General features: G+C 62.4%; 19 protein-coding genes. 14 read left to right on the forward strand and 5 right to left on the reverse strand.

Features of this window, described 5'->3' with window-relative positions; genetic code table 11:
* Window positions 1-33 precede the first annotated feature (33 nt).
* The 4 genes from BTO20_RS39760 to BTO20_RS38045 all read right to left on the reverse strand — a co-directional run bounded on the left by BTO20_RS39760 (window position 34) and on the right by BTO20_RS38045 (window position 2383).
* Window positions 34-210 (reverse strand): hypothetical protein, encoded by a 177-nt coding sequence (locus tag BTO20_RS39760; protein WP_157680481.1) that lies wholly within the window; start codon window positions 208-210, stop codon window positions 34-36.
* A 21-nt stretch (window positions 211-231) separates the two neighbouring features.
* The gene (locus BTO20_RS38035; protein WP_087083682.1) at window positions 232-1314 is read right to left on the reverse strand and encodes a hypothetical protein; all 1083 of its coding nucleotides are present in this window, start codon (window positions 1312-1314) and stop codon (window positions 232-234) included.
* A gap of 141 nt (window positions 1315-1455) precedes the next feature.
* Complete coding sequence (locus BTO20_RS39765; protein ID WP_157680482.1) at window positions 1456-1917, reverse strand: hypothetical protein; 462 nt, start codon at window positions 1915-1917, stop codon at window positions 1456-1458.
* 73 nt (window positions 1918-1990) lie between these two features.
* Window positions 1991-2383: a hypothetical protein gene (locus tag BTO20_RS38045; RefSeq protein ID WP_157680483.1), complete on the reverse strand. Its 393-nt coding sequence runs from the start codon at window positions 2381-2383 to the stop codon at window positions 1991-1993.
* 175 nt (window positions 2384-2558) lie between these two features.
* Between BTO20_RS38045 and BTO20_RS40070 the strand changes: the two genes are divergently transcribed.
* The 4 genes from BTO20_RS40070 (at window position 2559) to BTO20_RS38060 (ending at window position 5043) form a co-directional block, all read left to right on the forward strand.
* Entirely contained in the window at window positions 2559-3764 is a 1206-nt protein-coding gene (locus BTO20_RS40070; RefSeq protein ID WP_198344629.1) for an XRE family transcriptional regulator, read from the forward strand.
* Window positions 3757-4233 carry a DNA-binding protein gene (locus BTO20_RS38055; RefSeq protein ID WP_087083688.1) on the forward strand — a complete coding sequence of 159 codons (477 nt, stop codon included), beginning with the start codon at window positions 3757-3759 and terminating at the stop codon, window positions 4231-4233. Before BTO20_RS40070 ends, BTO20_RS38055 begins: the two co-directional genes overlap by 8 nt.
* Complete coding sequence (locus tag BTO20_RS39770; RefSeq protein ID WP_157680484.1) at window positions 4230-4406, forward strand: hypothetical protein; 177 nt, start codon at window positions 4230-4232, stop codon at window positions 4404-4406. Before BTO20_RS38055 ends, BTO20_RS39770 begins: the two co-directional genes overlap by 4 nt.
* Window positions 4407-4557: 151 nt before the next feature.
* Complete coding sequence (locus tag BTO20_RS38060; protein ID WP_087083732.1) at window positions 4558-5043, forward strand: hypothetical protein; 486 nt, start codon at window positions 4558-4560, stop codon at window positions 5041-5043.
* A gap of 822 nt (window positions 5044-5865) precedes the next feature.
* Here BTO20_RS38060 and BTO20_RS38075 read toward each other — a convergent pair.
* Window positions 5866-6159, reverse strand: a complete 294-nt coding sequence (locus BTO20_RS38075) for a hypothetical protein (protein WP_087083694.1) — start codon at window positions 6157-6159, stop codon at window positions 5866-5868.
* Between the two features lie 166 nt (window positions 6160-6325).
* On the opposite strand from BTO20_RS38075, the gene BTO20_RS38080 reads away from it, so the two are divergent.
* The 10 genes from BTO20_RS38080 (at window position 6326) to BTO20_RS38125 (ending at window position 13271) form a co-directional block, all read left to right on the forward strand.
* Entirely contained in the window at window positions 6326-6877 is a 552-nt protein-coding gene (locus BTO20_RS38080) for an Imm61 family immunity protein (protein WP_087083696.1), read from the forward strand.
* A gap of 102 nt (window positions 6878-6979) precedes the next feature.
* Window positions 6980-7213, forward strand: coding sequence for a type II toxin-antitoxin system Phd/YefM family antitoxin (locus BTO20_RS38085; protein ID WP_087083698.1), 234 nt, complete (start codon window positions 6980-6982; stop codon window positions 7211-7213).
* Window positions 7210-7599, forward strand: a complete 390-nt coding sequence (locus BTO20_RS38090; protein ID WP_087083700.1) for a type II toxin-antitoxin system VapC family toxin — start codon at window positions 7210-7212, stop codon at window positions 7597-7599. The genes BTO20_RS38085 and BTO20_RS38090 overlap by 4 nt, the downstream gene beginning before the upstream one ends.
* Window positions 7600-7688: 89 nt before the next feature.
* Complete coding sequence (locus tag BTO20_RS38095) at window positions 7689-8312, forward strand: hypothetical protein (RefSeq protein WP_087083701.1); 624 nt, start codon at window positions 7689-7691, stop codon at window positions 8310-8312.
* Complete coding sequence (locus BTO20_RS38100; RefSeq protein WP_087083703.1) at window positions 8309-8650, forward strand: hypothetical protein; 342 nt, start codon at window positions 8309-8311, stop codon at window positions 8648-8650. The genes BTO20_RS38095 and BTO20_RS38100 overlap by 4 nt, the downstream gene beginning before the upstream one ends.
* A gap of 2 nt (window positions 8651-8652) precedes the next feature.
* Window positions 8653-9204: a thermonuclease family protein gene (locus BTO20_RS39775; RefSeq protein ID WP_232491372.1), complete on the forward strand. Its 552-nt coding sequence runs from the start codon at window positions 8653-8655 to the stop codon at window positions 9202-9204.
* A gap of 743 nt (window positions 9205-9947) precedes the next feature.
* Entirely contained in the window at window positions 9948-10700 is a 753-nt protein-coding gene (locus tag BTO20_RS38110; RefSeq protein ID WP_087083734.1) for a ParA family protein, read from the forward strand.
* Window position 10701: 1 nt separating this feature from the next.
* Window positions 10702-11577: a ParB/RepB/Spo0J family partition protein gene (locus BTO20_RS38115; RefSeq protein ID WP_087083705.1), complete on the forward strand. Its 876-nt coding sequence runs from the start codon at window positions 10702-10704 to the stop codon at window positions 11575-11577.
* A gap of 504 nt (window positions 11578-12081) precedes the next feature.
* Complete coding sequence (locus BTO20_RS39780; RefSeq protein WP_157680486.1) at window positions 12082-12405, forward strand: DUF2637 domain-containing protein; 324 nt, start codon at window positions 12082-12084, stop codon at window positions 12403-12405.
* Window positions 12406-12560: 155 nt separating this feature from the next.
* Complete coding sequence (locus BTO20_RS38125; protein ID WP_003882610.1) at window positions 12561-13271, forward strand: hypothetical protein; 711 nt, start codon at window positions 12561-12563, stop codon at window positions 13269-13271.
* Window positions 13272-13333: the final 62 nt, after the last annotated feature.

Here is a 13333-nt window from a genome sequence, read left to right on the forward strand (position 1 = left end):
TTGACTTGGCGGTGACGGATTGCAGCCCAAGTCTCAATCAAACTGGCGGCGCCAGGTGTAGCTGTCGCAGGGCGGTCCGATGGCCGCGGCATACCCTAAATCCCCGTGGATCGGCCCCGCGTTGTGGTCACCGAAGTCGACGTCGATGCCGACCAGCGCTCTGAACCGCTGTATGCGCAGCTTGGTCAGCTTCGACTCCGCGGCGTTCATCCCCGAGCTTCATCTACGTACTCAGGGTTGATACCAATCCTGCCGGCGGTCGTCCATCACTCGGGCTGACTGCCAGCGCTTTGCGTCGAGCGGGTTCTGCAGGATAGCGCCGGCCGCTGCGGCTGTCATTGCGCTTCCATATCCCGCGAAATTACTTGCATCTCCCGCAGATGGCTTGATGTCCTTCCATTGCTTGTCACTTTGGACGATCATCTGCGGATTGCCCGCGCGAGCATTCCAGCAGTTCGCCAAAGCAGCGACGATGGCCTCCAGAAGATCGTTCAACGACGTGACGAGTCCATCCAGGACATCGGCCGGATTACACATTATGAAAGCGTCGAGGAACGAAGTGCGTGGGTGTTGCTCATCGAAAACCAGAGATTGCACCTCGCTCCACCAGGGCTGTTTGAAGAACGGGCGGATGACAGTTCGAGCGGTGGTCGGTACAAGCGCCTCGGCCGAGGGCGCCCGGTGAGTCATGCCATTTCTAGTCAGGCGCATCCACCCCAGCCAGTCCGGAGGTCCTGACTTCTGCCAGTCCAGGACCGCAGTCACCAAAGCCTCTTGAACCGCTCGCCCACCGCTGCCCACTGGCTGCAAGTACTGTTTTGTCGAGCCAGCGCTGAACTCGGCGCCAATGGTCTCGACATCGCCCCAATCGACCTTGACCACGTTCTTCTCGAACCCGCCCACAATGAAAACAGCCGCTGCGACGCGATCCAATGCTTGCCCGAAGTGGAAGAAGCAGGACTCGGCCGAGCTGGTGATGACTAGCGCTCGGCGGCGACCTTGCCGATCAAGCGGAAATGGACTGCGGCCCTGTTTTCCAGCCCGTTGGTGGGCGTAGCTCTCAGCAAATGTCGCTTCACGGTAGGCCTGCGAAACCAGGGACGCGGACGAAAGCGCATCGGCCGTGCCGTACAGCGACTGAATCAGATAGTCGGACAACAGTGCCCGCAACTTCCAACCGAGGCTGTTCGGCCACCAGCTCGGGCCCGCATCTTGTTCGTCGAGTTCACCGATGACCTGGTTCGCAAACATGTTGAGGGAAACGAGTGCACCCTCTATGCGCTTCTCGTACGTATCCGCATCGACATAGATCACTGACGGAGCTTAGGGCGCATCAGCGGCAACCTCCCTGCCGACGCAGTAACTCACTACCGGCAGGCATTCAGCCAGGTAGTAACACCCTGACGCTCAGCTCACCCCGAAGGTTCGCGGCGTGGGTTACATGTCTCGCTCCAACTACCCCACGAGCTGGCACACCATGCCGGCGATGCTGATCACGATGCCTATCAGTGCCGGATAGATATCTGCTAGCCGAACCGCAGCCGAAGATGCTTCGAGTTCGTCCAGTGCGGCAGCCCTGGCCTTGTCGATCGCGGCATGCACTTCTCTGATTTCCTGTGCGCGCATTGCGTTTTCACTCTCAAGCCGTGCAAGACGCTCACCGTCTGTGCCGCCGTCGACGTGTCCATAGGCCTGGCTGGTCATCTTCGGCAGCGTCCCCGCCGAAGTTCCTGGATCGACAGGGGGAGCCGGTGGAGTGAGCCTGTCAACCACAGATTCAACGAACTGATCCCACAATTGCAGAGCGCTTTCACGTAACCGGACGAGCAGGCCGGACGCTTTGTGCCATGCATAGAAAAGTCCGCCTAGCGTGACGAGCGATCCGACCAGTTGAAGCACGATACCGAAAGACTGCATCAGTGCTCAGCGTGTTGTTGACGGCCACCGCGGCGGTCAGAGCCAGCAGTACGGTACATGGAGTCAGCTAATCTCATTGGCTCCGCGCGTCCTCGCTTTCGGAAAGTGGTTGCGGTGCAGAGTAATCCGGCTCTTGAGTGACGTCGTCGTGCACGACGATCCGGCCGCCGGCATTGTACTGCCGATGCAATGTGCCGACGGGAAGCTGACTCGCCGTTCCCATCCAGCGCCACGTCATCCCGTGTTGCAGGCCGTCAGTTACCGCGTCGCGCAGCGCCCAGCCCGACACACGCTGCAACTTCGCGAGATAGTCGGCACGGATCGCCGCAGCATTCCCCCGTCGCGCTACCGGATCGGCGATGGCACTGCCGAAGTCCTCCCCCAGCGTCGACTCGGCTTTGCCGAGGAGCTCGCGCATCAACCTCAGCCTTTCACGGATGTCCTTATCGATGATGGTGTCGGTCATGCGCTGCCCCTTGGTCGTGTTCCAGTTCCGGAACAAGGCTATCCCCGCAACGTTGCGAACCGGCGCAAACCGCGCCATGCCTGGCGAGTACGCGCTGCACAGCATGTTAAGTGTTACTTGACGCGACTGGTTAGAGCCTATTGACAGTCGGGTTGTTCGCAGTCACGCTGGGTGAATGCCCGCCAGCAGCCGCTTGGTCGACCTGATCGACTGGTACAAGAACGCTCATCCGGATGTCACGGACGCGGAGATTGCGCGCCGAGCGGGCATCACGCGGGCGAACCTGTCTCAGTGGCGTTCCAACGGTGTGCGTGGATGGCCGGCCCGCGCCACCCTCGACGCGTTGGCCGCGACCATCGGCCGGCCGTACCGTGAAGTGCTCGACGCGGTCTTGGCCGACACGGGGTATTCGGACACCGGCGGAAGCACCGCGACTGCCGCACGACCGCACCGGGTGGTCCTCGACGATGCGGTGCGGGTGCTCACCGAAGCCGCCAGGCTCACCAACCAGCCGGTACGCCAGAAACCTGATGGCTCGTGGGAACCCGACCTCGATGCCGATGGCATACCGATCGATTGGGCCGCGTTCGTCACCACTGCGCTTGCCGGCGCGGCCGCCAACATCGGCGGCACTGACGCGATCTTGGCCGGCCGGCCAGGCTCCTGGGAAGCCGGCGTGATCCGGGATGCCCTCAATGCCGCTGTGGGCCACGATGAATGGGATTTGTGGCGTCACCGCACCGAACCGGTCAACGTCGTCGTACACCCCGAACGGATCCTGTCCGACATGTATTCGTCGGTGTGGGAGAACGGGTTTTACGCCGCTGAGACTGAGCTGCAACGCCGGGAAAACGCGATCAGCCCCAGTCATGTGTACAGCTACCCCGGCAACGAGCTCACCGAGAAAATGCGGGCGTACTACACGGACCTGGGTGTCGAGATCATCGACGGCCCTCCCCCACCGCTAGCGTCAGTCGAGGAACTGGAGGCGGCGATCGCGGCCGAACGGGAGAACCCCACCGAGCTCACCCCCGAAGAGCAGGCCACCGAGGATGCCCTCGCGGCCATCGAGGTACTGAGAGACCGCCTGGAAGCCCTCCAGCACGACGAACTCGCCGAATACGGCCAACAGCTCGCCCAGGCAATCAGGGAGCGTCTCGCGGCGCTCAAGCTGCCCGTCCCGGTGACCGTCTCGGTCGACCTCGACACGCCCCTGCACGAGGCACCGGAGAGCCCGCTAGATGCCTGGGCCACCGGAGCGCTCGACCGGGTCATCGCCGCGGCGATCACCGAAACCCCGACACCCGACACACTGCCCGGCACTGCCCTGCAGCGGGCCGAAGCCGCTCTCGCCCGCGAGACCGGAGCCACCGATGACTGACCCCGACCTCGCCAAACTCTCCGAGGCCGCAGACCAATGCGGGATCCCCGCTGATGTCCTCAAAATCATGGCTGCCGACGATCTACTCCCCCAGGTCGTCCGCGGCCGCGCCGGCCACGTCTACTTCCCACGGCACTCCATTCCGACCTGGGAGCAATGCATCAAGTTGCTCGAAGAGCAACGCGACCGCCACCTCCGCCGGGCCGCGGCCATGCTGCGACGCCTCGAAACCGAACTCGAGGCGGTCGGCAACGACATCAACGAAGCACGTGAACAACCGCGACAGACCCTCGGTATCGATCTGATGAGCTTCGGTCACTGGCCGTATCAGCGAGGCGCATCTCTTGTGCAGGGGCAACCAATCATCAACAGCGCGTTGGAACAGTTCGCATTGGAACGACTCGCGATCGTCCGCTACCACGACGCCTATCTCGACGCGCTCGCCTCGGAAGGCCGCAAAGAACCATGAGTGACGGCTACTGGGTGGTCAGCGTCAACCGGGACACAGGCGAGGCGACCACATCGGAACGGATCACCAGCAAGGACGAGGCATGGGAGGAAGCCGCTAGGCGTGAACAGCCCAACATCTTCACCACGGTGGTGCCCCGCCGACACAGTGCGCCGCGCCGCGACCAGCCCTAGACCTACACGTGCAACCCCAAGGAAGAGAGCGACTCTGCCGATGACTGACCGTCCGCGCACCGATCCCAACAAACCCGACCGCCCTCGCCGAACAGCACGTTCGCTGCGCGAAGCAGCTGCCGGCTTGGCGGAGCGGGTGAGCGAGCGCGGAATGACTCTGACCGTAGACGTCGCGGAATCGTTTCTGAGAGAACGCAATTACTCCGCCGCCCGACAACTGGGCGTCGATGAGCGGAACACCCACCGGTATCTCGACGAGCTCGCCGAGGAACTCGTGTCCACCTTCGCCGACGAAGCTCCGGGAACCAACCTGTTCGACCTTCCACGGACCGCACATATCAGCGTGGCCAACCTCGGCCGGTTCATCGCTGGCCTCGCTGAGACCATCCAGTTCTACGGCACCTTCCAAGGGATCGACGATATCGATCGACGCGCCAGAATCCACGAGACGGCACAGCTCCTGTCCCTGGCCGGCCTCGTTCAGGCCGATCACACCGTTGGCTCGGTAGCCGCTCCCCCAGCGATGCTCGCCCGGATCGCCCGGACATTAACCACCGCCGCCGACCTCACCGACAACGACGACCTCGCCGCCGCACTCCGACGCGACGCGATGCGAGCCCGCGCCGGATCAAGCTGATGAGTGCGGGATTAAACCTGGACGACCTCGTCGACCTCTCACACGTCATCCAACAGGTCGTCGGCCGCTCCCTGAGCCCTGACGAGTCCTCGCGCCTCAAGGCCGCATATCAGGCCGCTGGAACGGCGGCCGGCGCCACACTCCAAACGCTTCGTGCCGCGCTGGAGCAATCCCGAAGATAAGTACCACGACATAGCTTGGCCCCACGCATGGACGCGCTTCGCTGGTTCGTCGAGGAATGTCAGACCGAGCAGCGAAGATGTACCCATGGGAAGACCATCGAACCCAGTGCCGAGCAGTGAGCACGGTTCACCGTTGAAATGGCCCCACCCCACAGGCTCTGGCGGGATTGCCTGGCCATCAGGGCTTCCCGCCCCCTTGGGCAGGCTAGTCGTCACAGGTGCGCAATGAGTGAATCGACGGTTGGTGACGCGCGGGTCCGGGTCGCGCCGAAACGCCGCGACGTGAGACTGGACGAATTGACGATCCTGGTCCGTGTCCCCGGCAATCCCACGGCTACAGCGGTTTTCACCGCAGACGAGGAGGCTGAGGCGCAACGCTACGCCGATGAGCATGCCGCTGCCGGCGCAACGGTTGTACCACTTCCAGCCTCCATCCCAGACCCTGTGTGGGACTGGGAAACCACGTCATGGGTTCCCAGGACCGCCGGGTAAGCCGAAGCCCAGGAAGATGGCGCTATATGCATGGTGAGAAATCGATGATCACCCACCACGAGGCAGGCCACGCCATAGCAGCGCTGATGACCGTCCAAGCCAGGGTGGCGGCTGTTGGGCCGATCACCGCGCCACCCGTTTCGCCGAATTAGGCAGCTACGAATACGGTGAGTTCGAACAAAAGGGGGGAATCCCAGTCGACGTGAACGTGGACGTCGATGGTTCCGTCGTCGTGCGGGGCGATCCCGCCTACGTTGAGAAACGCATCGCCGACTAAGGGCATGTCGGCGTCGCCTGGGTTCCTGGCGAGTTCGACCACCGAAGCCCACACCTTGCTGTTGCGGCCCGTTCGTGGCAATCCAAGGTCCGTCGAGTTCAGAGATATCTTGATGTAGCCGTTGCCGGTGTATGCCCAGCTGCCGGCAGAGACATTGAGACTCATAGGTTTTCCCTTTCACACAAGATGTGAGGTTGTATCGACTCGATGAGGTTCGGCCGTGGTGGCACATCACTGATGGTCCATCTGGTCGGGGTTTCGTCATATGAGTAGCGAGCTACTCGAATTTCGGCCCGGATGCGCCCGCCCGGTGCGGCTACGGTTTGAACTCGTGACCGCCGTTCCGTCGATCAGTTCTGAATGCCTCGGGTGGGCTGCCACAGCCCGGTACACCCGCACCGTCGACGACGGCGCCGGAATCCTCATGTTGTCGGCGGAAACCGGCACCCGGTACTACATCCGCCACCGTGGCGATCGCCTGGAGTTCAGTGAGGCAACAGCCGGCGACGAGCCGCGCACCGTTCTGTTCGCCGCCACCACAGTCGTGCTCGAGCGGTGCCTGTATGCCGTCATGGGTGACGAAATCCGCGAGGATATCGGACTCCCCTACCTCGAATTGCCTTCTAGTGCATCTGAAGTAGCCAAGTCGTACCAGCTCAGCGACATGGAACGGGGCTACAGAATTCTCCACCGAATCGGCCACGGCCCCGTCGCAGCGGCCCCCGACCCACAACTGAGCCTCGTCGCACTCGTGCCCCTATCCCACCTACTCGGACTGACCGTCGCCGCCGTCAAGAGGACGTACCTTTCCGAGCATGGGGCGCCTCTGCTGGCCAACGGGCGCTATACCGACACCGGCGGCGAAACCCCGGCGTTCGACTAGCTCCCGGGATCTCCCCGACCGCGTAACCCGTCGCGCGTGTACAGACGGCCAATCACGCTAGTCTGACTAGCTCGATTGGCGTCATGGCGATACCATGTCTCCATGGAGCGGATCAGCAGCAGCGACGCCAAGAACCGACTCAACCGACTCTTGAAAGAAGTCCAAGCTGGCGCATCATTCACCATCACCAGCCATAACCAGCCCGTCGCCCGACTCGTACCGATCAACCCCGTACCACGCCGATTCGGTCAACTCCCAAACCTTCTGGTGCCAAACGACTTTGACGAACCCCTGTCTGCCGAACTCGCGGCACGGGAAGGCACCGACGAAGCGTGAACATCCTGCTCGACACCCACACCCTGCTCTGGCTCGTCAGCAAGCCGACAACCATCCACACACAAGCACTTGCCGCCCTGGAGGATCCCGACACCACGGTATGGGTCAGCGCCGCCTCAGCGTGGGAAATCTCCATCAAGACCCAGCTCGGCCGCCTCGATGGCGAAGCCTTGCTGTCGGCCTGGTCTGACATCCTCTCCGACATGAGCACTACCGAGCTCCCGATCGAATCCGCTGACGCGATCCTGGCCGGCCGACTCCCCTGGCATCACCGAGACCCGTTCGATCGCATCATCGTCGCTCAGGCATTACGCCGCAATCTCACCATCGCCACCCGCGACCCCAACATCATCGACGCAGCACTCACCGCAACCACCAACGCCTAACAAGACCACTACCAACCCAAGACGAGAGGAAACGCCTTGTATATCAACAAATTTCCCGCTGTCGAACCTCGTAGGCACAAGGACCTCCAATGAGCGAGCTACCCGCCCTCGCCGAGCTGGCTGACGAGATCGATCGGCTTGGCCGCAACGTCATCTTGCACGTACAGCGGGTCCAAGACGATTTGAAATTGGCAGGGATCCGACGCCACACCAAACAGTGGGTCGTGGAGCGCGTTCTGTCCCTCCCCGTCGACAATTTGCCCGACGTTGCTGATCGCGACGCCAGACTCATCGCGTTATTCGCAGCTTTTGTGGGGGTGACCACGCCTGAGCGGTTTTGGGCTGCTGCCGAGGAGAGCCAGTCGGATCAAAAGGTGAGCGCAACTCTATCGCAGTTCGTCATCAACATCTTTGAACCCCAAGGCTTCCAAGAGCGGATAGCCACAGAACTGCGCTCCCTTGCAACGCCGCTCCTTGCCGAAACGAATGCGTCAGACGACACGATTCTCCGGCTACAGCAGCTCTGCGTCATCGCCCGCAACACCGCTGACCTTGAAGATGGCCCGCTCGCGAACACCCTGAATCGCCTTGCCGACCACGCCGATCGCTCTATTGCCGCATACCGCCATGCTCGGGAGGAAACTGAGCACCTACAAGCTGCCCTCGCGGCCCTGCCAAAGACGAACGAAACCGAGCCAGGAGCCACCACATGACCACCTACTACAACGAAGCCGCATTCTTCGACGCATGGCGGACCGGAGTCGAGCTGGCCGGCCCCCGATTCTTCGGAGACGGTACGCACTCCCCCGCAACCGCAGCCAGCAAATGGGATCTCACGCCCGACGTCGAGTACATTTCGAACTCGATCGGTGTTCTCTCATCCGGCGAACAAGTCTTCCTTGCCTCCCTGGTGAGCTTATACAGCTCCGACCTCGGCGGCCAACTACTCGCCGACATCGGAGTCCACGGCCTCGCCGACATCTCCGCGGCCCTAGATAAGCCGCGTGTGGAAGTACTCGCAGCACTACTCCTCGCTTACCCGGGATGGTGACCATGGCCGCACCGCGCACATTGACTCGCCTTGCGGTCGCCACTACCGTCACTGTCGGCGCCGGGGCATGCGCACCCAGCGCCCAATCCCCTGCCGACCCGACCCACACGCCCACCGCCACCGTCCTGCGAGCGGTCGACGGTGACACCATCGACGTCCGAGACGACACCCGGGGCAGACTGCGCATCAGGGTCTACGGCATCGACTCCCCCGAGCTGCACAAGCCCGGCTGGTCGGTCGGCTGCTTCGCCACCGAAGCCGCCGACTTCGCCACCCGCACCCTGACCGGCCGCCGCGTCGCCCTGCTGCCCGACCCATCCCAAGATGCCCACGACAAATATGGACGCACCTTGGCCTACGTGCAGCGCGACGATGGATGGAATTACTCGATCGAAGCGGTACGCGCAGGAATGGCCCGCGCCTACATTTACAAGAACAATCCTGCCAGCCTCTCCCCCGCTATTTCAGCCGCCGAAGACCAAGCCAAAGCCGGCCACATTGGCCTATGGGGACCGCCATGCAATGGCCGCACCGAGTCGGTCAGACAGCAATAGCGCTCTGCCCTACCCGATCCGTCGGCCCGGGGCGGCGCCGCCCAGTTCATGTGCGGATGAGGCGCGCGCAGTCGCTAGAATTCGACCCGTTTGCATCGGTGTCGAGTGTGATCCGCGTAGCCTGCTCCGCCCTCCTTTGGACCGACGGCACTCCCCCACCGACGGCGCTGTTTGCGGGCCTTCCGATCCTAGTTGTCTGACCGCAGAACAGCGTTGCGAAGTCCCTGGGCTTGTTCCGTATCCGGTTGGGAAATCGCGATTAGGTGCGCGGTTTTACCATGGTAAAACTCGCTCTACCTGCGAGTTCGTATGTTTTCTGCTGAGAGTATTTGCCCCGGCTGGACGCGCCACGCGGGATCGCTCTCCGGGTTTTACCATGGTAAAACCCGCTCAAACCTCCCCTGTAGCCCCGTGGGTAGGACCACTGTTGGGCCCGCACATTTCGCCCTTGAATCTGCTCGTACCCCACTGAAGCTTTACCGTGGCAAAACGTCGCTCGCATCGCCCTGATCTTTAAACGCCTTCGCTTTGCGGCGGACCAGCTCGTAGAAGCCTGCCTACCGACAGGCGTTTCCCGGTCCCACCGCGCTTTCGTTTCTCGAACTTTTGCATGAGACGCCGGACGAATTCGTGTTGCTCAGTGCGTTCGTCGCACTCCCCCGATACGCTGCTCATGTCAGATCCGGAGTAGGCCGTAATTATGCGGGCGAACCATACGGAAAGGCCCTCTTGTGGCAACCAAATTGAAAGCTGTAAAACCACTCGACTCCCCTAATGGTGACGGAGCGAAAGTCGTCGTCTTCCTCAGTCAAAAAGGAGGGGTCGGCAAGAGCACTGGGACCGTCAACGCGGCGGCTACGAAAGCTGATCTGCTCAGGAGCAGACTTTCCGCCGACGACCCCTCCCCTGTTGCGGCGGTGTCCATCGACCAGCAAGGCTCGGCAGTCTGGTGGTCCGAGCGTGTCAATGGCCGGGACTTCCACGTCGTGCAAGCCCACGACGACATCGACGGGCTACGTAAACTCAGGAATCTCCGAGGGGTGAAGTACGTCTACGTCGACACCCCTGGGTGGATCGATATGGCGGGCAACGGTGGTGCCGACACGCTCGGCGACGGGAAGGCATCAGACGCGTTGCGCGCGGTGCTCGATGTCGCAGACCTCGCGGTGATTCCCATGCAGCCCGAGCCGCTCTGCTACAAGCCGACCGCTCGGACCATCAAATATGTAGTCGAACCGCGCGGCTTGAAGTACCTCGTCTACATCAACAACTGGGATCCTCGCGACGGCGAGCGGGATCGCGACGAAACGATCGAGTACGTGGAGAAGAACGGGTGGCCGTTGGCAAACACCGTCATCCGTCGCTACAAGCTGCACACTCGGGCAAGCGCGGAAGGCCAGGTGGTGACCGACTACCCGAAGAATCGCGCAGGCATGGAGGCCCGGCTGGACTTCTCCAAGCTGACCCATGAAATCGACCTCGCGGTTGGAGCCTGAAATGGCAGCACGCGGACGTGTCAGCCTGGCAGCACTCGTTGACGACGACGACGATCAAGACGCGCCTTCACTCAACGCATCCTCAGCGCCAGCCGGCGGGGGAGTGGCCGCTCCGAGTTCGGTACCCACAGCGGAGCTGATTCCCAACCCCCGCAACCCCCGCGATACCGTGGGGGATCTGGAGGACCTGGCCAGCATCGTCGACATTCAGCTGCAGCCTGCGGCTGTTGTCACTCGGGCGGCCTACCTTCGGCTCTACCCGGACGACGAGATCACCGCGAACTGGGTTGTGATCAATGGGTGTCGGCGCTTGGCTGCCGCCGAGAAGTATGGCAAGGACACCCTGGAGATCGTCGTCAAAGACGAGCTTGCCAGGGATCGGGCCACGCTCATTGCGGCCGCTATCCGGGAGAACGTCGAACGGGTCGACTTCGACGTGATCGAGGAAGCTCATGCCGTGCAAAGTCTGGTGGACGAGTGCGGTTCCGGTAGGGAAGCGGCCAAGCGACTCGGCAAGAGCGAAGGGTGGATTACCCAGCGCAGGGCCCTGCTCGAACTGGCGCCGGAGATCCAGGAGAAGATGCGCGCCGGCGAGATCGCGGTGCGTCACGCGCGGACACTGGCGAAGGTGCCCGAGGAGCGGCAAGTCCAGGCGTGGAATGCGTACTTGGAACGTGAAGATCAGAAGCGTAAGGAAGGGGAGAAGGCCAAGCCCAAGGAGAAGCCGGCCGCGCCTCCCCAGTATCGCAACGTCACCGCTGCGCTGCGGAATTTCGACGCCGCACCGACAGACCTCGCCGACGCTCTGATCGACGCCCTCGGGGATGACGGTGTCGCGACGCTGCTCACCGTTATCAAGCGCCGGCGCCGAGCATGAAGACGTGATGGTTTTACCACGGTAAAACCATCACGTCACGTGACGAAACAAGGGGGTGTCATCGGTCGGTGACCAGCAACTTCATTTCCGGCTAGCGTCACCGCGCACCCCGCACCGGGCTCCAACGCAGAAGCCCCTCCACGCGATCCGGGCCTCCACCAAGCTGCCCCATTTCCAGCACCCACCTGCGGGGTAGGGCGCTGCCCAAAACACGCCACATTCATTTCCCCGGAAGGAACCCATTCGATGACCACCACGGTCGACGAACGCCGGCCGGCCACACCCGCCGCACCGACACCTCAACCAGCACCCCACGCGACAGCACCAACACCGAGCATCGAGAGGCCCGGAATCGGTGCTCGCCTACGATGGGCCCTACGACCGACCGGGTCGAGCCACATGCCCCCGCCGATACCACTCAGCCCCGAGCAGCAGCGGGCCGCCCGCCAGCTCAAACTGGTGAGGATCTCACGGCCCGCCGCCTTCGTCATCACGGTCATCATCATGACCGCCAGCTTCGCGGTGTCTTTCAACGCGCAACGTGACCTGGCAGAACGCCTAGGCTGGGACGAGAGCCTGTCGTGGCTGTTCCCGGTCTTCATCGATGGCTTCATATTCCTGGCCACACTCACCCTCGTCGCGTTCTCCGGCTACGCCACTCAGAAGAACAACCGGATCTACCTATGGTGCGTCCTGGTGTTCTTTTCACTGATATCGGTGAGCGCCAACGTTATTCATGCTCTGCTGCCAGACCTCGTTGGGCAGCAGGGCCGTGTCGGTCTGCAAGGAATCCTGGCCGCCGTGCTCTCGTGCACGGCTTATCAGTAGTTAAGTACATATTGTGAGCACAATATGCGTGTTGAACTGCATATTTATCGTCGAGTACATGTACCCTAAGATGGTGCGTAGCAATATCAATACCCTCGCCACGCCGGTGCGGCGTGTTGCTTGCGCTCCCTGTTTTTGTGTGCGAAATTCGCCGTGTGAACCTACAGGAGCGGTTGCGCAAGGCGGTGTCGGATCATGGGCCGTCGTTGGCGACTCTGCGTTACGACTTGGAGGTGGTGATCCCCAAGGTTGGCCAGATGTGGCAGCCGTTGTTCGAGGATCCGTTGGATATTCACGGTCAGGCTTTTTGCACGTGTGTGCGCCAGATGGTGTTGAGGATGCGCGAGCTTCGCAAGCCGATTCCGGGGGACACGTTGTTGACTTCTCGTGGCAGTGGGTTGTCGGTGCAGATCGCCGATTCGCGGGGAATGGATTTTCGTGCGCGGCGGTGGCCGTCGAAGGTGTTGCACGGGGAGCGGGTTCGGGTGGTGACGCATCCAACGGGGGGCGATCTTCGGGTGCTGCGGCCGCCGAAGGCTCAGGTCGACGAGCAGATGTTGTTGGACGAGGACGAGCCGGCGCAGTTGTTTCCGTCGCCGATTGTGACTCCGGCCGGTACACCGGATATCTTCGCCCTGTGGTGGCCGACCGACGATGGGTGGGGATTGTCGGAGGCGGTGTTGGCGTTCGTGGTGGATGTGGACAATGCGTCGCGGGTGCAGATTTTGGCAACCGAGCCGCTGCCTCCGGTCACGGACTCTCCGCTGGTGACTCCGTCGGCGCAGGGTCAGGGGCCCAGGGACGACTTCGGCGAGTACGAGCCGCCGGCGCTGGGTACGGGCGAGGATCCCGAGGAGCCGGCTTAAGGGGTCGTGGTGTCGGGGGTCGATGCGAATGTCGGCGGGTGGCTGTTGAATCGAGGTCGCAA

It is taken from the genome of Mycobacterium dioxanotrophicus (assembly GCF_002157835.1).
GTDB lineage: Bacteria > Actinomycetota > Actinomycetes > Mycobacteriales > Mycobacteriaceae > Mycobacterium > Mycobacterium dioxanotrophicus.